This window comes from Cupriavidus sp. C3SS-1 (genome assembly GCF_057073755.1).
Map to the genome: position 1 here is coordinate 110,829 of NZ_CP172700.1, position 18,592 is coordinate 129,420.

At 63.3% G+C, this 18,592-nt stretch carries 18 protein-coding genes and 1 pseudogene; 13 read left to right on the forward strand and 6 right to left on the reverse strand.

Translation table 11 applies throughout. The features are described 5' to 3' along the window. Positions 1-87 precede the first annotated feature (87 nt). The 3 genes from ACIGJC_RS16505 to ACIGJC_RS16515 all read left to right on the forward strand — a co-directional run bounded on the left by ACIGJC_RS16505 (position 88) and on the right by ACIGJC_RS16515 (position 3,347). Positions 88-882: a universal stress protein gene (locus ACIGJC_RS16505; RefSeq protein ID WP_483713056.1), complete on the forward strand. Its 795-nt coding sequence runs from the start codon at positions 88-90 to the stop codon at positions 880-882. Between the two features lie 262 nt (positions 883-1,144). Beyond that, positions 1,145-1,975, forward strand: a complete 831-nt coding sequence (locus ACIGJC_RS16510) for a universal stress protein (protein WP_483713057.1) — start codon at positions 1,145-1,147, stop codon at positions 1,973-1,975. 13 nt (positions 1,976-1,988) lie between these two features. Then, entirely contained in the window at positions 1,989-3,347 is a 1,359-nt protein-coding gene (locus tag ACIGJC_RS16515; RefSeq protein ID WP_483713058.1) for an MBL fold metallo-hydrolase RNA specificity domain-containing protein, read from the forward strand. Positions 3,348-3,395: 48 nt separating this feature from the next. Here the strand turns inward: ACIGJC_RS16515 and ACIGJC_RS16520 are convergent, their stop codons facing one another. From ACIGJC_RS16520 to ACIGJC_RS16530, 3 genes and pseudogenes are all read right to left on the reverse strand, one after another. Then, positions 3,396-5,171 carry a PHA/PHB synthase family protein gene (locus ACIGJC_RS16520; RefSeq protein WP_483714440.1) on the reverse strand — a complete coding sequence of 592 codons (1,776 nt, stop codon included), beginning with the start codon at positions 5,169-5,171 and terminating at the stop codon, positions 3,396-3,398. After that, positions 5,168-5,353 (reverse strand): annotated as a pseudogene (locus tag ACIGJC_RS16525) (SDR family oxidoreductase); the annotation flags it as partial. The gene ACIGJC_RS16520 and the pseudogene ACIGJC_RS16525, both read right to left, overlap by 4 nt. A 96-nt stretch (positions 5,354-5,449) precedes the next feature. Then, complete coding sequence (locus ACIGJC_RS16530) at positions 5,450-5,926, reverse strand: hypothetical protein (RefSeq protein WP_483713059.1); 477 nt, start codon at positions 5,924-5,926, stop codon at positions 5,450-5,452. A 220-nt stretch (positions 5,927-6,146) separates the two neighbouring features. On the opposite strand from ACIGJC_RS16530, the gene ACIGJC_RS16535 reads away from it, so the two are divergent. The 5 genes from ACIGJC_RS16535 to ACIGJC_RS16555 all read left to right on the forward strand — a co-directional run bounded on the left by ACIGJC_RS16535 (position 6,147) and on the right by ACIGJC_RS16555 (position 12,219). Then, a complete protein-coding gene (locus tag ACIGJC_RS16535) occupies positions 6,147-6,686 on the forward strand; it encodes a flavodoxin family protein (protein ID WP_483713060.1) in 540 nt (179 codons plus the stop codon). Between the two features lie 42 nt (positions 6,687-6,728). Then, a complete protein-coding gene (locus tag ACIGJC_RS16540; protein ID WP_483713061.1) occupies positions 6,729-7,184 on the forward strand; it encodes a universal stress protein in 456 nt (151 codons plus the stop codon). Positions 7,185-7,237: 53 nt separating this feature from the next. Next, entirely contained in the window at positions 7,238-9,898 is a 2,661-nt protein-coding gene (gene mgtA / locus ACIGJC_RS16545; protein ID WP_483713062.1) for a magnesium-translocating P-type ATPase, read from the forward strand. A gap of 123 nt (positions 9,899-10,021) precedes the next feature. After that, entirely contained in the window at positions 10,022-11,575 is a 1,554-nt protein-coding gene (locus tag ACIGJC_RS16550) for a PAS domain-containing sensor histidine kinase (protein ID WP_483713063.1), read from the forward strand. Further along, a complete protein-coding gene (locus tag ACIGJC_RS16555) occupies positions 11,572-12,219 on the forward strand; it encodes a response regulator (RefSeq protein ID WP_483713064.1) in 648 nt (215 codons plus the stop codon). The genes ACIGJC_RS16550 and ACIGJC_RS16555 overlap by 4 nt, the downstream gene beginning before the upstream one ends. 31 nt (positions 12,220-12,250) lie before the next feature. Here the strand turns inward: ACIGJC_RS16555 and ACIGJC_RS16560 are convergent, their stop codons facing one another. From ACIGJC_RS16560 to ACIGJC_RS16570, 3 genes are all read right to left on the reverse strand, one after another. Further along, positions 12,251-13,789 (reverse strand): thymidine phosphorylase family protein, encoded by a 1,539-nt coding sequence (locus ACIGJC_RS16560; protein WP_483713065.1) that lies wholly within the window; start codon positions 13,787-13,789, stop codon positions 12,251-12,253. 39 nt (positions 13,790-13,828) lie between these two features. Then, positions 13,829-14,614, reverse strand: coding sequence for a helix-turn-helix domain-containing protein (locus ACIGJC_RS16565; protein WP_483713067.1), 786 nt, complete (start codon positions 14,612-14,614; stop codon positions 13,829-13,831). A 62-nt stretch (positions 14,615-14,676) separates the two neighbouring features. Further along, complete coding sequence (locus tag ACIGJC_RS16570) at positions 14,677-14,832, reverse strand: hypothetical protein (RefSeq protein ID WP_483713068.1); 156 nt, start codon at positions 14,830-14,832, stop codon at positions 14,677-14,679. A 498-nt stretch (positions 14,833-15,330) separates the two neighbouring features. Between ACIGJC_RS16570 and ACIGJC_RS16575 the strand changes: the two genes are divergently transcribed. The 5 genes from ACIGJC_RS16575 (at position 15,331) to ACIGJC_RS16595 (ending at position 18,590) form a co-directional block, all read left to right on the forward strand. Then, positions 15,331-15,753: an Hsp20/alpha crystallin family protein gene (locus ACIGJC_RS16575; protein ID WP_483714441.1), complete on the forward strand. Its 423-nt coding sequence runs from the start codon at positions 15,331-15,333 to the stop codon at positions 15,751-15,753. A gap of 27 nt (positions 15,754-15,780) precedes the next feature. Beyond that, the gene (locus ACIGJC_RS16580; RefSeq protein ID WP_483713069.1) at positions 15,781-16,245 is read left to right on the forward strand and encodes a CBS domain-containing protein; all 465 of its coding nucleotides are present in this window, start codon (positions 15,781-15,783) and stop codon (positions 16,243-16,245) included. An 80-nt stretch (positions 16,246-16,325) separates the two neighbouring features. Then, the gene (locus tag ACIGJC_RS16585) at positions 16,326-16,970 is read left to right on the forward strand and encodes a BON domain-containing protein (RefSeq protein WP_483713070.1); all 645 of its coding nucleotides are present in this window, start codon (positions 16,326-16,328) and stop codon (positions 16,968-16,970) included. A 56-nt stretch (positions 16,971-17,026) separates the two neighbouring features. Beyond that, positions 17,027-17,239 carry a DUF2188 domain-containing protein gene (locus ACIGJC_RS16590; protein ID WP_483713071.1) on the forward strand — a complete coding sequence of 71 codons (213 nt, stop codon included), beginning with the start codon at positions 17,027-17,029 and terminating at the stop codon, positions 17,237-17,239. A gap of 214 nt (positions 17,240-17,453) precedes the next feature. Next, on the forward strand, positions 17,454-18,590 hold the full coding sequence (locus tag ACIGJC_RS16595; protein ID WP_483714442.1) for an ABC transporter permease: 1,137 nt from the start codon (positions 17,454-17,456) through the stop codon (positions 18,588-18,590). Positions 18,591-18,592 lie beyond the last annotated feature (2 nt).

Here is an 18,592-nt window from a genome sequence, read left to right on the forward strand (position 1 = left end):
TTGCAGATGCTGACGTATCACACCGCGCAACGGAGGTTGCTCATGGACTATGCCACCATCCTGGTTCACCTGGATGCCAGCCGCCGCATGCACCAGCGGCTGCACGTCGCCATCAGGCTGGCGCAGGACTTTCATGCAACGCTGGTCGGATTGCTTGCGATCGGCCATGCCGATCCCAGTTCCATTCGCTATCTGGTCGATGGGGACCGCTACCTTGATTCCTATCGTGAATGGCACAAGCACATCGGCGAAGTGGCACGCCATGCATTCTTTGGCGCGACGGACGAACTGCTGATCCCGACCGAATGGCATGCGCCGGAGGGCGCTGCGGCGGACAGCGTGGTCGCGCAGGCCCACAGGGGCGACCTGCTTGTACTAGGGCAGCACAATCCTGATGACAAGGATGCCTTCGCTGGACATCACTTCGTCGAATCCGTGGTGCTGCAATGCGGCCGCCCGGTGCTGGTCGTGCCCTATGCAGGGGTGTTTCCGCATCCGGGGAAGAATGTCCTTGTCGCATGGAATGGGAGCCGCGAGGCCGCGCGAGCCATTCACGATGCGCTGCCATTCCTGCGGCGTGCGAAGACTGTCGACGTGGTCTCATGGAACCAGCCGGACACGGCGCTCAACCCATGGCTTTCGCCGCCGCGCTATGCGATCGAATGGCTGGCCCGGCATCAAGTGCAGGCCAAGCTTCACGACCTCACTGTTGCAAGCGGTGACGATATAGGTCAGATGCTGTTGTCGTTCGCCGCGGATCAAGGGGCGGACCTGATTGTCATGGGGGCCTACGGACATGGCCGGATGCGCGAACTGGTGCTCGGCGGCGTAACACGGACGCTCCTCGAGTCGATGACCGTGCCGGTGCTGCTTTCGCATTGATGGCTTGATGGGGATGAACATGGCCCTGACTACTCATTCATTCCTGCGATTGCAGGGGGCTGCCCGGCATCTGATGATGTGGAGCGCCGTGTTGTCCTGTTGTGCCTGCACGTCGATACCGAATTTCTTGCGGCCGCCAACGCCACGTGCGTCGGTATCGACAGCGGTGCAGGCCATGCGTGCGTGCGGGGACACTGAGCACTGGAGGTCCTGCGTGTTGCGCGCGAGGTTCGTTGGATAGAGGGTTGCCTGGGAGGGGTTCATGGACTACAGAACAGTGCTGGTCGCGCTCGGCACGGAGGCCGGATGCGAAGCGCGGGTGCGGATGGCAGCGGAACTCGCGGCGCGGTTTGGCGGACACGTGGTCGGTGTCAGTGCCACCGGCATACGCATGGACCCGCTCTTTCGCGCCGGAGACGACGCTGCACGTTTCGCGGAAGATGCACGCCGCAGGCGCCTGGTGCAAACGGCGGAATCTGGCGAGCTGCTCGGTGACACCGTCAGCCAGACGGCATATGGCACGCCATTTACTCACCATGTAGTCGAAGACGAGCTGGGCTGGGTGCTGGCGCAGGAAGGGCGCGTTGCCGACATCATTGTCCTGGGCGGCTTGCTGCCTGCCGGAGATGGCACGAGTCAGCGCACCGCGGAGTATGTACTGCTGAACGCGGGCCGGCCGGTTCTGCTGGTGCCGCCCCATGCCGTGCCGTTGCATGGTGTTCACGTAGTCATCGCATGGGATGGAAGCCGTGAAGCGGCCCGAGCCGTGGCGGACGCCATGCCGTTGCTGCTTTGTGCGACCAAGGTAACGATTCTTGCGGTCTGGGACGAGAAGGGAAGCCCCGACGCCAACAGTGAACCGGTGGCGGGCTTGCGCCAGTACCTGAGGCGACATGGCGTCATTGCCGCCGTGCGTACGGAGCAGACTTCCGGAGATGTCGCAACCGTGGTGCTTGAAAGCGTGTCCGTGCTGGGTGCCGGCATGCTTGTCGCCGGCGGCTATGGGCACTCGCGTGTGCGCGAACTGATACTTGGCGGCACGACCAGGACTCTGATGCACGCGTGCCCGGTCCCGCTGCTGTTGTCTCATTGATCGGGAGCCATGCATGGAACTGCAATTCCTGGGGGCCACGGATTCAGTCACCGGCTCGAAATACATGCTCGACACCGGCCACAGCCGTGTCATGGTCGACTGCGGTCTGTTTCAAGGCTTCAAGTCATTGCGATTGCGGAACTGGGATCCATTGCCGGTTGACCCGGCCACCCTGGATGCCGTCATCCTGACCCATGCGCATATCGACCACAGCGGCTATCTGCCGCTGCTGGTGCGCAACGGCTTCCGCGGGACCGTATTCTGCACCATGGGCACCGCGCAGCTTTGCGGCATTTTGTTGCCGGACAGCGCGGCGCTGGCGGAGGAGGACGCTGAGTATGCGAATCGTAAACGCTTCTCGCGCCACCGCCCCGCTTTGCCGCTCTATACCAGCGCTGACGCGGGACGTGCGCTGCGCCGCCTGGAACCGAAGCCTTTCGGCACGCGGTTCTCGCTGACGCCCGACATCGAAGCCGAGTTTCACCACGCCGGGCACATCATCGGCGCCGCGGCGGTGACGTTGCTTGCCGGGGGCCAGCGCATCGTGTTCTCGGGCGACCTCGGGCGGCAGAACGATATTCTCATGCGGCCGCCCGAATTTATCCGCCAGGCCGATTGCCTGCTGGTCGAGTCCACCTATGGCAACCGCATTCACCCGGACGAAGATCCGCTCGATGCAGTCGCTGAGGTTGTCGGCAGCACGCTCGGCCGTGGCGGCAGCTTGATCATTCCGGCCTTTGCGGTCGGACGCACGCAGGCATTGCTGTATTGCCTGCATCGCTTGCTCGAAGAGCGGCGTATGCCCGATATCCCGATCTACCTCAACAGTCCGATGGCCATCGACGCGACACAGATCTTTGCCCTGCATCCCGATGAACTGCGGATCGACCGGGCCGCATGCGCAGCCGCGTGCGGACTGCCGATTCCGGTGCAGAGCATGGAGCAATCGGTCTGGCTCAACCGGGATCACGCGCCGAAGATCATTCTTGCAGGCAGCGGCATGGCTACGGGCGGACGTGTGGTGCATCACCTTGCCAGCTTCGGCACGGATCCGCGTTGCACTATTCTGCTATCCGGTTTCCAGGCACCGGGTACGCGCGGGGCGGCGCTTGCGGGCGGGCTACGCGAGCTGCGCATCCATGGGAAGGACGTGGCGATTCGCGCTGCGGTCGAACAGATCCATGGCTTGTCGGCCCATGCCGATGCTAACGAACTGATGACGTGGCTCAATGGGTTCCAGACGCAGCCCAGGCGCATATTCATCGTGCATGGCGAACCGGAAGCCAGTGATGCCATGCGCCAGCGCGTGGAGCGCGGGCTGGGATGGCAGGTGACGATGCCGGAGTATAGAAAGACTTATCGTCTGGACTAAAACAGGCCAAGGGCCGGCCGATGCCAGTTCAGGCACCGGCACTGGCGATCACCGCTCATGCACGTACTCGCCTGGTGCATCGCACAGGGCATGCGGAGCCGGATCGCGTGCGCGGCACTGCTCGGACGACGCACTGGCAAGCCAGTCGCTCCATGCGGACCACCACGAGCCAGCGTGGTGCCCTGCCTCGGCAAGGAACCGTTCCGGGCTGAGGTACGGAGCGCCGGGCACACGCGTCGAGATGCGGAACCGTCGCCGCGGATGGTCTGGTTCGGAGACGATGCCCGCGTTGTGCCCGCCTGACGTGAGCACGAACGTCAGGGCCGTCCGTGCGAACAAGTGGAGCTTATAGACCGAGCGCCACGGCGATACGTGGTCGTGCTCGGTCCCGACCATGAAGATTGGCCGGTTCAGGTCCGACAGCGCGACAGGGCGGCCGCCGACACACAGCTTTCCTTCGGCCAGCTCATTTGACAGGAAGAGCTTGTGCAGGCAATCCGAATGCAGGCGGTGGGGCAGGCGGGTGGTATCCCGGTTCCACGAAATGAGGTCATTGGCGCGCAGGCGCTTTCCCAGCAGGTATTCGCTCATCATGCGCGACCAGACCAAATCACGGGAGTTGAGCATCTGAAATGCCGAGGTCATCTGGGGCCCATCGAGATAGCCCTGGCTCCACATCAGGGCGTCCAGCGTGTCCACGGCGCTCTTGTCGATGAACAAGCCCAGTTCGCCGGGTTCGGTGAAGTCGGTCTCGGTGGCGAATAGCGTGATCGTCGCGAGCGGTTCGCCGTCAGCATCGCGCGCGAGCTTTGCCGCGCAGATCGCCAGCAGGGTCCCGCCCAGGCAGTACCCCGCCATGTGGACGCTGGCGCCGTCGCAGCGAGCCTGCGCAACGTAGAGGGCGGCAAGAATGCCGTCATGCAGATAGTCCTGCAAGCCTTGGTCGCGAGCGTCCTCCCCGGGGTTCTTCCACGAAATCATGAAGACCGTGTGCCCGCGGCTGACAAGGTAGCGGACCAGCGAGTCTTGCGGCTGCAAGTCCAGGATGTAGTATTTCATGATCCATGATGGCACGATCAACACGGGCTCCCGCCACACCTGCGCGCTGGTGGGGGCGTACTGGATCAGCTCGAGCAGCGCATTGCGGAACACAACCTTGCCAGGGGTGACCGCGACATCCTTGCCCGGCAGGTAGGCCAACGCGGGCGGCCGGGCAGCGGTACCTGGCAGGTTGCCGACCACATCGGCGAAATCTTCGGCCCAGTGCCGAAGACCTTGTATGAAATTCGTGCCCCGGGTGCGTTGCGCCTCGCGAATGACGGCGGGGTTCATCCACCAGACATTGCCCGGCGAGCACATGTCGATCCACTGCCGCGCGCAGAACGCCGCCAGACGCTCGTGGTGGCGAGACAAGCCGTTCACGCCGCTGGTCAGCGACTGCCAGAATGCTTCATTACGGAGGAAGCTGTCGCGCCAGCCGCGGAAGGGCCAGGCCTCCCAGCCGTTGTCCGCGAAGCGCGAATCGGTCGGTGTCATGGCGGGCGGCGAATCGGCGAACGGCAGCCAGCGAACGGCATCCGCCAGGCACTGACGTCCTGCCTCGACCACCGCATGGGTGACCTTGCCCGGCGCAATCGCCGACTGGAGCAGCCAGTCCGTGCCCGCCAGGCCAAGCGAAATCAGCGATACGCCGCCGGTGACGCGTGCCAGTGCTGCGCGGACCTGTCGGTCGAAGTCACGGTATGCCGGCTCATCCGAAGCCGTTGGGCATTCCGCCGCTGTTCCCCCGGGGATAGTTGTCAGGAACGCTTCCTTGGGTTTCATTGAAGGTGCTGTCCGCCGTTGATCGGGAAGTTTGCGCCCGTGACAAAGGCGCTCTCCGGTGAGCACAGGTAAGAAATCAGCCCCGCCACTTCTTCCGGCTGACCGAGCCGGCCCATCGGAATCTGGGGAAGTACATGCTTTTCTAGAATGTCGGCGGGCATGCTGGTCACCATTCGAGTCGCACCCGCATGCCGTCGGCCGGCAGGCGGATTGCAATGGCTTCCCCGAGCCCGCCCATTCCCCCGGTCACCAGGGCGACCCTTTGTACGGGCACGGGTTCAGCTCCCCGCTGCAGTGGCTGCGGGCTCGCGGCTTGCTTGCCCGACCGGCCACGTCATGATCTGGCTGACGTTGTCGAAGATGCCCTTGAGGTCGGTCAGTGGCGGGGTCAAACCGCTACCTGCGCCAAGTGCGTTGCGCTGGGACGCGGCCCAATGTTCCGTGCCGGCGCGAAGGTGTTCAAGAAAGCCGGATGCCGCTTCGACGGAAAGCTTGCCCGCCGCGCGGGCGAATTCCGCATTGCGTTCGATTTGCTCTGCAAGCATCTTGGTCGGTAAGCCGTGAAAGGCGTTCCAGTCGGGCGCAGCGGACATGGCCGTGAGCATGCGCTGGCCACCCTTGATGTCGTCTTCCAGGGCCTTGACTTGGAGTTTCAGCATTGCCTGCCGGGTCTCCTCCATCAGGATCAGGGCACGCAGCGCCGCTTCATGGCCGCTGCGAATCATTTCAAAAGTCGGGTCGTTGGTCGCGGACATCCTTGACTCCTTTGGGTGACAGGAAAAATGCTGTTGGAAATCCTAGAACAGGCCACCCATTGCGAATTGATGCATGTCAAATTGAAGGTGCGGCCGAATCCCGAAAAAGGCAGGCGCTGGCCAATCCCGATAGATTGACATGCATCAACTGGGCTTCGCGGCAGCTTCCTAGCATTCCATGCATGGGCCGGAGCGACCGGCGTCGGGCGAGGAGTCTCCCATGTCGGAAAAATCGGAAAGCCTGATCGTGTATTACTCACGGACCGGCACAGCCAGGCAAGTCGCGGAGGCCTTGTCGGCCTACACCGGCTGGGAGCGAGCAGAAGTTCGGGACGAGAAGCCGAGGGCCGGCTTGTACGGAGATTTGCGCTGCGTGCTCGATATGCTGCTGCATCGCAGGCCGGCATACCGCTACGAAGGGCCGCTGCCCGGCGACTGCGCTCATGTGGTTGTCGTCGCACCGGTATGGCTCGGGCGGCTGGCGGCGCCCATGCGCAAGTTCCTGCTGGACCAGGCGCCGTTCTCCAGTTCCCTGTCCGCGGTCTGCGTCATGGCGTCGCGTGGCGGCTTCCGCGCGGAGGACGACATTGCCTTCCTGACCGGCAAGACACCGGCGCCAGCCCTGGTGCTGAAGCAGCGCGATGTGCAGAGCGGTGCAGCCACTGAACCGCTGGCTGCATTCGCCGCGGCACTGCGCACGCGCCAGACAACGCCCGAAGCCATCGTAAGGCCAGCGTGGATATCGCCCAGGGAGGCCTAGTTTCCGGCCATTGCCCTGTGGCCACCATGAAGGAGAGACCCAATGTACAAAAAGATACTGGTGGCTGTCGATGGCAGCCACTGCAGCGACCTGGCCCTGGACCATGCGATCGGACTGGCCGCCGTCTGCGACGCCGAACTGCAGGCCGTCCACGTGATTGACAACGGCTACCTGAAATATGACATGGGATACGTTGACCTGACCGATCTGCGTGCCGGACTGATCAAGGGCGGCGAAGCGCTGCTAGCCGAGGCGCAGGAAAAAGCGAAGGCCAGGCATGTACGCTGCCAGACCGTCATGAAAGACGAGATTCTCGCGCTGGGCGACATCGCCCACCAGATCCGCCAGCTTGTCGAGAGCAGTGCCGCCGAACTCGTGGTGCTCGGCACGCATGGCCGTCACGGGGTGAGCCGGTTGCTGCTCGGAAGTGTGGCCGAAAGTCTCGTGCGTCAGTGTCCGGTGCCGGTATTGCTTGTCAGGGCTGAGGACGCGGCCTGAGCTTACGGTCCGCCATGCCAATGAAGGTCGCGGGGGCCACCTCTGGCGCAGCCTTGAGCGAATCGGCCGGCACGGCAACCGCTGCAGGCCGTCACGCCATCCGCACGCCCTCCAGTGACGTTCCGCCGTTGCTGGCCCAGGTCGCAGCAGGCAGTGGCCTACAAGCGCTCGCTGCGCTCTCCTCAGACGAGCAAGGGCTGATTGACGGGGAAGTGCCGGCGCGCAGGCGGCAACATGGCGCCAACCAGATCGCCACGGAGCAACAGCATCGCTTCGTGCCCGATCTTCTCGGCCGGCTGCGCAATCCGTTGAACCTGATGCTGCTCAGCCTCGCTGCCTTGTCCGGTCTCATCCATGACTGGCAGGCCGCATTGGTCATCACATGCATGGTGGCGCTGAGCGTGGGGCTGGCGACGTGGCAGGAGAGCCGCTCAGGCAAGGCGGCCGCCGCACTGCGGGCGATGGTGCACACCATCATTGCCGTGCGGCGCCGGCCAGCGGCCGGAGCGCAAGGGCAAACCGGCGACATCCCTATCGCCGATCTGGTGCCGGGCGATGTCATCCACCTTGCTGCGGGAGACCTCGTCCCGGCCGATGTACGCCTGCTGACCGCCAAGGATCTGTTTGTGAACCAGGCTGCGCTCACCGGTGAATCGATGCCGGTGGAGAAGTTTGCCGTGAATGGTGCGAGCGGTGAGACGGCCGGCGACATTGCGAACCTGGCACTGATGGGCACTGCGGTCGTGAGCGGCACCGCAACGGCACTGGTCGTGCTGACGGGCCGCCATGCGGTGTTCGGCCACATTGCCGGCTCCATCGCTGCGCGCGAGCCGCCGACTGCGTTTGACGAGGGGCTGGGGCAAATCAGCCGCTTGATGCTGGGCATCATCGTCGTGATGGCGCCACTGGTATTCGTCATCAACGGCCTGACCAAAGGGGATTGGTTCGAAGCCCTGCTCTTTGCCGTCGCTGTCGGTGTCGGCCTGACGCCCGAGATGCTGCCCATGCTGGTCACGGTGAACCTGGCCAAGGGCGCGCTGGTGATGTCCAGGCGCAAGGTCATCGTCAAGCGCCTGAGCGCAATCCAGAACCTCGGCGCGATGGATGTGCTGTGCACCGACAAGACCGGAACGCTGACGCAGGACCGCGTCATCCTGAAGCATCATCTCAACCTGAGCGGCAAGGAAAGCGAGCAGGTGCTGGAGCTTGCTTACCTCAACAGCTTCTTTCAGTCCGGCTTGCGCAATCTGCTCGATGTGGCGGTGCTCCAGCACGAGGAGGTTGGCAAACGCATCGGCATCCATGAACAATGGCGTCTGGTCGACGAGATCCCGTTTGATTTCACCCGGCGGCGCATGTCGGTCGTGGTGGAGAGCAGCCAGCCGGGAGATGAAAGGCGTCTGCTGATCTGCAAGGGCGCCGTGGAGGAAGTGTTCGATGCCAGCGCCACGGCGAGGATCGGCGATACGGTGGTTGCGCTGGATGTCGCCCACCGGGCCGGCCTGATGCGGCAAAGCGAGCTGCTGAACGAGGACGGCTACCGGGTCATAGCTATCGCCAGCAAACGCCTGCCGACCGCAGATCCGTCGCATGCCTACGGTATTGCGGATGAGGCCGGCATGGAACTGGTCGGCTATATCGCATTCATCGACCCGCCGAAGGAGAGCGCTGCCGCTGCGTTGGCCGCGCTGCGCAAGAGCGGCATCGAGGTCAAGATACTGACCGGAGACAGCCCCACGATCACCAGCAAGGTTTGCCGCATGGTCGGCCTGCCCGCCGGGCGTGTTGTCCTCGGCAGGGATCTGGACCGGCTCACGCCGGCGGAACTGGCCGAGGCGGCAAGGGACAATATCCTGTTTGCAAGGCTCAACCCCGCACACAAGGAGGCACTGGTGCGGGCGCTGCGTGCACAGGGCCGGGTGGTGGGCGTGCTTGGGGACGGAATCAATGACGGCCCGGCACTCAAGGCGGCCGATGTTGGCATCTCGGTCGATAACGCGGTGGACATCGCCAAGGAGTCGGCCGGCGTCATCCTGCTGGAAAAAAGCCTGACGGTGCTGTACGACGGCGTCGTGGAGGGCCGGCGCGTGTTCGCCAACCTGCTCAAGTACCTGCGCATGGGTGCCAGTTCCAACTTCGGGAATATCTTCAGCGTACTGGGCGCAAGCGCATGGCTGCCTTTCCTTCCCATGGCACCCATTCAGTTGCTGACCAACAACCTGCTGTATGACATCTCGCAAACCGCCTTGCCGGCGGACAATGTGGATGAAAGCGCACTTGGCAGGCCGTGCCGCTGGGAGGTCGCCAGGGTTCGCCGCTATATCCTGTGCCTGGGCCCGATCAGTTCAGTCTTCGACTATCTGACCTTCGCGGCGCTCTACTGGTGGATCGGCGCCAACAGCCCCGTCGATGCACCTGTGTTTCAGACTGGCTGGTTCCTGGAGTCGCTGCTCTCCCAGACCCTGGTTGTGCATATCATCCGCACTAGCAGGATCCCGTTCGTCGAAAGCCGTGCGAGCCATGCCCTGCAGGCGGCCACGGGCGCCATATGCGTGCTCGGCATCTGGCTTCCATATTCTCCGTTGGCGGCTGTACTCCATTTGCAGGAGCCCTCTTCATACATATGGACGATTCTGGTGCCGATCCTGACCATGTATCTCTTGGTTACCTTTGCGGTTCGAAGGATGCTTTCGAGATACCTCGACCTGGACTGAAGGCGGGATCCCTGCCACGGCACCTCCTTATCGGCAAGCCGGCCACTGGCCGGTTGCACTTGGCGTCGGCACTCCTATATTCTGTTCAGGATTGTTCAGCAATGTGCGGTCAGGGCGCCAGGTATGTCCAAGGGGCGAAGTACCTATTCGATCCGGATGCGCGGGGGCCGACGTCGCGCAGGCGGCGCATTGCGCCGGCCGCAGAACAGCCAGGCCCAGCTGGCCGGGATCATTCGCTCGTCCATGGAGGCCATCATTTCCGTCGACGCCGACCAGCGCGTAGTATTGTTTAATCCCATGGCCGAAAGGTTGTTCGGACGGCCAGCCGAACAGGCGATCGGACGGCCGCTGACCGACTTCATTCCGGAGCGCTTCCGTGCGGCGCATGAGGCGCATGTGCGCCGGTTTGGCATCACAGGCGTGTCGGATCGCCAGATGGGACGCCAGCGCGCGCTCTTCGCGCTGCGCCGCGATGGCACCGAATTTCCGATCGAGGCATCGATTTCGCAAACGACGCACCGCGGCTCGCGGCTCTTTACGGTCATGCTGCGCGACATCACGGAAAGGGCCCGCGCCGAGGAGGTCATGCGTGCCAGCCTCCAACGGATCAGGGAAAGCGAAGCGCGGCTGGCCGGCATCATCCGGTCCTCGATGGAGGCCATCATCACGGTGGACAGTGCCCAGCACGTCATCCTCTTCAATCCCATGGCGGAAACCTTGTTCGGCTGGTCGGCCGAACAGGCGATGGGCCGGCCGCTTGGCGATTTCATTCCCGAGCGCTTTCGCGCTGCGCACGACGCGCATGTGCGCCGGTTCGGCGCGACGGGGGTATCGGATCGCCAGATGGGGCGCCAGCGCGCACTCTATGCGCTGCGCCGCGATGGCAGCGAGTTTCCCATCGAGGCATCGATTTCACAGATCTCGGACGGCGGTGTCAGCCTCTATACGGTGATGCTGCGCGATATCACGGAACGCGTAGGTGCCGAGCAGGCGCTGCGCCGATCGCGAGAGGAACTGCAGCAGCTTTCGGACAGCATCCTCGCCACGCGGGAAGAAGAGAAGCGCCGCATCGCGCGCGAACTCCATGATGACCTGGGCCAGCGGCTGAGCGCGCTGAAGATGGACATGACCATGCTTGCCGCCGATGTCGGCGAGGGCAGAGACACCGACGGAATCCTCGCCGACATCACCGGCATGAACGCTGTCATTGACGACACGGTCGCGTCGGTTCGCCGCATTGCCAGCGATCTGCGGCCAGCTCTGCTTGACGAGCTCGGCATGCTGACCGCCATCGAGTGGCTGGCCAATGATTTTTCCAGCCGGTATGGGCTGCCGGTGAGTGTGGATGGCGTGGACGCGGACGTTCCGGAGCAGACCGCTATCGCCATGTTTCGCATTGTGCAGGAGGCGCTTAGCAATGTCGTCCGACACGCTGACGCAACGGCCGTCGATGTTTCACTTGCTCAGACGGACGGGCAGATCGAGTTGCGGGTCGAGGACAATGGTGGCGGCTGGGACAAGAAGCCCGCTGGAAAAGAGGCACGCAAATCGCTGGGGCTGCTAGGAATCCGGGAGCGTGCACGGTTGCTGGGCGGCGCGATCGTGGTCGACAGTGAACCGGGCAAGGGCTTCCGCCTGACCGTAAAGATTCCGCTGGAAAAAAGGGATATGAAATGACGCGCGTGCTCATTGCCGATGACCATGCAGTCGTGCGCGACGGTCTCAAGCACATTCTGGAGCGCGCCGGAAAATTCGATGTGGTAGGCGAAGCCGCCGACGGCACCCAGGTCATGAAGCTGGTGCGCGACTGCGCGCCGCAGGTGCTGCTGCTCGACCTCTCGATGCCTGGCCGCAGTGGACTTGAATTGATCCGCCTGTTGCGGGACGAACAACCGGCGCTGCGCATCCTGGTACTGACCATGCATGCGGAACAGCAATACATCGTGCGCGCGTTCCAGGCCGGCGCGGCGGGCTATCTGACCAAGGAAAGCGCCGCTACCGAGCTGGTTTCCGCGATCAACCAGGTCGCCGCCGGCGGCACCTACGTCAGCCAGGCGATTGCTGGCAAGCTGGCGACCAGCCTGCAGGAACATCAGGACGAAGCACCGCACCTGCGTCTGTCGGACCGGGAACTCGAAGTCTATCGGCGGCTGGTGCTGGGCGAGCCGCTGACCGCGATCGCGACCGCGCTGTGCGTGAGCGTCAAGACGGTCAGTACCTACAAGATGCGGCTGATGGAAAAGATGCATGTGCCCAGTGAGGCGGCGCTGCTGCGCTATGCCATGCGCAACCATCTGTTCGACGAGGAAGAGGACATCTGAGGCACGCACGCCCCATGCATGCGCGCTCTTCTCAGTGCGGTTCGATGGAGACCGCAGGGTGTGCCAGCGCATAGCTGCACGAGTAATCGAGTTCGCCCGAAGCCTGGGCATGGACCGTGAACAGCGGCTGTCCGGCGCGGACTTCGTCGTTGACCCGTACCCGCATCTCGATGCCAGCCACCTGCCGCATCGGAGCGCCTGCCAGCTTTGCGGTGCGGGCGATGTGGCGGTTGTCGATGTCGATCACCCGGCCGCGGTGGGGAGCGACGATGTCGCGGCGAAAGATGGCTTCGCCCGGGACGCGCAAGCCGCCCTGCGCTTCGCAGATTGCCTGGAACTTGCGCCAGGCCGCGCCGCTGTCGAGTAGCTGGCCGGCGGCTTTTTCGCCCGTGCCCTTTGGGGCTGCTCCGCAGAACTCCAGCAGCGCGCCCGCGAGCATGACCGAGCGCTCGCGCAGGTCGGGCGGCGCCGCCACCGTGCGCTGGAGTACCGCCAGGACGTCGCGCGCCTCCAGCGCGGGGCCGATGCCCTTTCCGACCGGCTGGGTTCCGTCGGTCCTGACCATCAGGATGTGCAGGCCGAACGCCTCCGCCACATGCCGCATCGCGGCTTCGAGCCGCTCCAGGTCCCTGTCCTCGCGCACCTTGGCAGTGGGGCCCACGGGCACGTCGATCAGGACGTGCGTCGAGCCAGCCGCAACCTTCTTGGACAGGATGGAGGCAACCAGCTGCGCGTCGCTGTCGATATCGAGGGCGCGTTCCACGCGGATCAGGATATCGTCGGCCGGACTCAGGTTCAGCGCGCCGCCCCAGACCAGCGACGCCCCGACTCGCTCCACGACGTGGCGCAGTTCCGCTGCACTGAGCGCCACACGGGTCAATGTCTCCATCGTGTCTGCCGTGCCGGCTGGAGAGGTGATCGCCCGGGAAGATGTCTTCGGCAAGACCAGGCCTCCTGCCGCCGCGATTGCCACGACAATCGGCGTGGTGCGGTTGCCGGGCAAGCCGCCGACGCAGTGCTTGTCGGCAACAATGGCCCCACCCCATGCCAGGCGCTCGCCCGAATGGACCATGGCCCGCGTCAGGTCCACGGTTTCCCGACGGTTCATGCGCCCATCTGCACACGCGGCCAGGAATGCGGAGATATACACATCCGGGTACCGTCCCGCCGAAATATCGCTGACAATCGACTCGATCTGTGCGCCGTCAAGCCGGCGGCCGTAGATCTTCGCGCGCAAGGCGCGTACGGATTCCAGGGCTGGTGCGTGACTGACCGTCACCATATCGCCGGCGCGCGCTGCCAGCGCCTGCGCCGCGCTGGCGGAAAGACTGGCCTCTGCGGTATCAAGCAATGGCGCGCCAACCAGGTTCAGCGTCGCAAGGATGCTGGCGTCGCCGATCCGCACCTGCACCCGTGCCTGCGCGGCGAAGCCTTCGGCCCGGCACACGGGGCAGTCGGGGTGGAGGTAGATGACATACTCCTGCCAGGTATCGATGCCGAGCGGCTTGTAGGCCAGGGGCTCGGAACCCTGGCCTTCCCCGGCAGCAAGTTTCAACTCGTTGGCCAGCATCGCGCTATCCCGCCGACGGGCAAGGGTAGAGTCATCGGCTTATCGCAGATCGAGCGCCTCGAGATTCAGCAGTTCGATCTGCTTGCCCTGTACCCGAATCAGTCCTTCCTGCTGGAAGCGGGACAGCGTGCGGCTTGCGGTCTCCAGGGTCATGCCCAGATAGCTGCCGATGTCCTCGCGCGTCATGCGCAACGTGAAGCAAGTCGGCGAATAGCCTCTGCGCTGCAGGCGACGCGAGATGTTGAGCAGGAATGCTGCCACGCGTTGTTCCGCCGTGAGGTTGCCGAGCAGCATCATCTGTCCGGTCTCGCGGACGATTTCGGCGCTCATCATCTTGTGGACCTGTTGCTGCAGCGATTTGACCTCGCGGCAGAGGGCTTCCAGCAGGTGGAACGGGATCACGCAGACCGCGCTGTCTTCCAGGGCGATGGCGTCGCAGGTGTGGACCTCTGTCGAAATGCCGTCAAGGCCAAGCGTTTCGCCGGGAAGGAAGAAGCCGGACACGTATTCGCGCCCGCTCGGGTGAGAGAGCACGGTCTTGATCGAGCCCGAACGCAGCGCGTAGATACTCTGGAACGGATCTCCAGCGCGGTAGAGCGCTTGCCCTTGCCTGACCATCTTCCAGTTGCTCACCACGCTGTTCAGGCGCACTACGTCCGTCTCGTCGAGGTTGGACGCCATGCAGATGTGCCGCAGCATGCAGGTGGAACACTGGGCACCCGGCTTGGTTGCGTTTTCAGTCGACAGCCTTGCATGGCGGTCAACGGGGGCGCTGATCGCGTTGTGTTCGAGGTCGGCCGAAGGTGAATCGCTGGTTCCGAACATCGTTGTCTCCAGATGGCGGTGCTGTCAGGGGCACGTCTGCCTGCCCCGGAAGCCCGGTACTTCTATGGTTTGCTGCTTCTTTGTGCTGCGCCGGAAATGTCCAGCAGAGCGGTGCGCAGTTTGTCGACTTCCAGCGTCTTGTCGAAGCAGTAGCTTCCACCGGCCCGCAGGCAGGCCTTGCGCATCAGCGCAGACCCGCTGTTGGACAGCACGATCAAGGTGCTTTCCGGCAGTCTTACTGTCAGCAACCGGACGTGCCGCAGGGTTTGTCCGGTGCGCAGTCCGACCAGCACGACATCGGGGCGAAGCGCCTCGAGTGCCGGCAAGTCGGCTTCGGCATCCGTACCCGCTCCGACAACTTGCATGCCGGCGACAGCCTTGAGCAAACGCAGCTGCCGTGTCCTGATGGGGCCCGCGTGCTCGAGAATGTAGACAGTCAGGGCGTGGAGTCGGGTGCGGTTGCTCATGTCAGCAGTATCGTCGCCGGCCGCGCCTTTCGAAATCAGGCGGGGCTGAGCCTGGTGTCAGGCTTGAAGCCGGCCTTGTCAGATTTACCTGACAGCGTCGCGGCGGATTCCGACTTCGCAAAGCCGCTCCAGCGCCGCATCGAATTCGATGCGGCGATCTTGATGCAGAACAAACGAGCGCGGCGCTCAACTGCCAATCTGGAAGCAGCCGGCCTTTCCGGTTCTGTTCGAGTCTTCAAGGAGATCACCATGACCAACCTCAGGCACTATGAACCGTTTTCTGTCGAACCTATCAGCGACATGCTGCAGGGCATGCTGCGCTCGTTCCGCGGGACTGCCGATAACGGACTGGCATTCAAGGTCGATGTGTCGGAATCGGACGGCGCCTACACCCTGGCTGCGGAGTTGCCCGGCGTGAAAAAGGAGGACATCGACGTATCCGTGGACCGTGGCACGGTGATGATCAGCGCAAAGGTGGAAAAGTCCTCCGAGCAAAAAGACGGCGAGCGCGTGATCCGGCGCGAGCGCTACAGTGGCTCGATGCAGCGTGCCTTTACGCTCGACGCGAGCATCGACGAGAGCAAGGTCGATGCGACCTACGACAATGGTGTGCTGCGCGTGGTCCTGCCCAAGAAAGAAACATCCCCCCAACAGCGGATTACCGTGAAGTGAACCGGTGATTGGCAAAGGAGTGCGGCAATGAGAATCGACGAGGTCTGTACACGTGAACCAGTCCATATCCCGCTTTCCTGCACCTTGCAGGAGGCGGCAGTGCAGATGCGCGACCAGCATGTGGGGTCATTGATTGTGACGGAAGCAACACCATCAGGAACTCGCGTCGCCGGCGTCCTGACCGATCGGGATATTGTGCTGGGCAGCACGGCCGCGGGGGCAGACCCTTGTCGCAATCCCGTTGGCGACTTCATGACAAGCGGTCTGCACACCGTGGGCCGAAACAACAGCGTCGCCGATGCGATGCAGTTGATGCTTGCCCACGGCGTGCGCCGGCTCGGCGTGCTCGATGGTGAGGCGCTCGTCGGTGTGGTCTCGCTGGACGATATTGTTGGCGCCATGGCGGCAGAGTGGGGCATGCTCTCCACGATTATCCGCAATGAGCAGGAACGTGAGCGCACCGGTCATACACGATCGGCGTTTCATGTCTGAACTCTGCCGGAACGGTACGATCCCTTGCCGCACAGGCGCATCGAACGCCGTTCCGCAACACCATGTTGTGAGATTTTTCCATGAAAACTGATCTTCAACTCAAGAAGGAAGTCACGGAAGAGCTGGACTGGGATCCCGCCATCGACGCGGCCGCCATCGGCGTCGAGGTACGCGAAGGCGTGGTAACGCTCAGCGGCCACCTGCCCAGCTATGCCGAGAAGCTTGCCGCCGAGCACGCCGCCGAAAAGGTGTCGGGCGTGCGTGCAGTGGTGGTGAACCTCGATATCAAGCCCACTGGCGAGTTCAGCGATGAAGCGATTGCTATTGCCGCACGGGACGCACTGCAATGGCACGTTCACGTGCCTGACGACGCGATCAAGCTGCGCGTCGAGAGCGGCCGGGTAACGTTATCCGGCGAGGTGGAGTGGGGTTACCAGCGCAAGCTTGCCGAGCGTACCGTGTCGCAACTGCGCGGCGTGACGGGTGTCACAAACCAGATCAAGATGCGGGTGCGCCCCGCCCCCGACGATGTGGTCGAACGAATCGAAGCCGCGTTGCGTCGACATGCCGAACGTGAAGCGAAGCACATCAGTGTATCGATGAGAGATGGGACGGTGACGCTGAGCGGCCGCGTGGGTTCTCGCGCGGAGCGACTGGCGGCAGTCGGTGCGGCCTGGTCTGCGCCCGGAGTTGGCGCCGTGGTGGACGATCTGGAATTGTCCTGAGCGCAAGGGGAAGATGCGGCGCTGGCGCGCATCTTCCCGACCAAGCAGGATGCGCGATGCCTTGGAATTCCGGTTACTTCCCGAACTCGATGAAGAACCTTCCACCACAGGTCAGGGCGAAGTCGATCGCGATCGCCAATGCGCTGCTGGAACAGGGTTACAGTGAAGGCATGGCGATTCGCATTGCCATCGCGCAGGCGTATCGCTGGGCCGCGAGCCATGCCGTTGCAGACACCGCCAAGCGTACACCGCCACGCCACGGGCCATGAAGCCGAAACAGCGCGCTGTACAGCGAACACCGCGGACAGCGCCACCTGTTTCCCCGCGATGCCAAGGGCCGTCGCGCCATAGAAGGAAAGCAACATGCAATGCATCGACAGGGCTCAGGTCATTGTCCGCCTGAACGCGCGCTGAGACGTGAACATGCCGGCCGATGGCGTCGATCCTTCTCACCATTCCCCGGACCCGCCGCAACGCGCTGCGATTCCGGGAATCCTGCTGCTGGCTTACAAGCTGCTGGTCAACGACCGTGCCAAGTTCACCGGTCTGCTGGTCGGCATCACATTCTCGGTGTTCCTGATGATCGAGATGACCTCGCTGTTTGCCGGGGTTCTGAACCGGTCGTCATCGACCGTCTTCAACATCGGCGCCAGCATCTGGGTCATGGATCCGGCCGTCAACACGGTGGCAAACACCATCGGGATGCCGGACTATGTGCTGGACGCCGTGCGAAGCATCGACGGCGTACGCTTTGCGGTGCCACTGTATTCGGGCGGTGCGCTAGTACGTCTTTCGAGCGGAAGCTATCAGCCCGTGACGGTGCTCGGCATCGACGACACCAGCCTATTCGGCCGTCCGCGCGTCATACGCGGCAGCATCGAAGACATCTTCGCCGAGAATGCCTTTCTTGTGGTGAAGGACGCCGAGTTTCGCAAGCTCGAGAATCCCGATGTCGGCACGGCTTTCGAGATCAATGACCATCGTGGCGTGATTGTCGGACTGGCCGAGGTATCGACCAGCGGGCTGTTTGGCGTCCCCACCCTCTACACCACGTACCGGCGCGCGATCCAGTACCTGCCAACGGCCCGCTACACCATCTCGTACATCCTGGTGGAGCCAAAGGCGCCGGAAGACACGTTGCGGATCCAGCAAGCTGTCAGCCGACTGGGCTATATTGCGCTGACGAAGGCGCAGTTCGTCGACCGCATCGCCGATTTCTACAAGTACCAGACCGGCCTGGGCACCAATATCCTGCTGATGACGGTCATCAGCTTTATCGTCGGACTGTCGATTTCGGGACAGACCTTCTACACCTTCATCGTCGAGAACCTGGAGAAGTTCGGTGCCCTCAAAGCCATCGGTGCAAAGGGGCACGAGCTGGTGGCGATGATCCTGTTCCAGGCGACCTTCGTGTCCCTGACGGGCTATGGACTTGGCATCGGCCTGTGTACGGTCCTGATAGCCCTGGTGCGGTTGCGAATCCCCAACTACGCGGCGGTGATCACCTTCTACAACCTCGGGCTTGCGCTGGCCATGGTGATCGTGATCGCCGGCATCTCGGGCTATATCGGCGTACGGAAGGTGCTGCACATCGAGCCGTTCGATATTTTCCGGGCGTGATC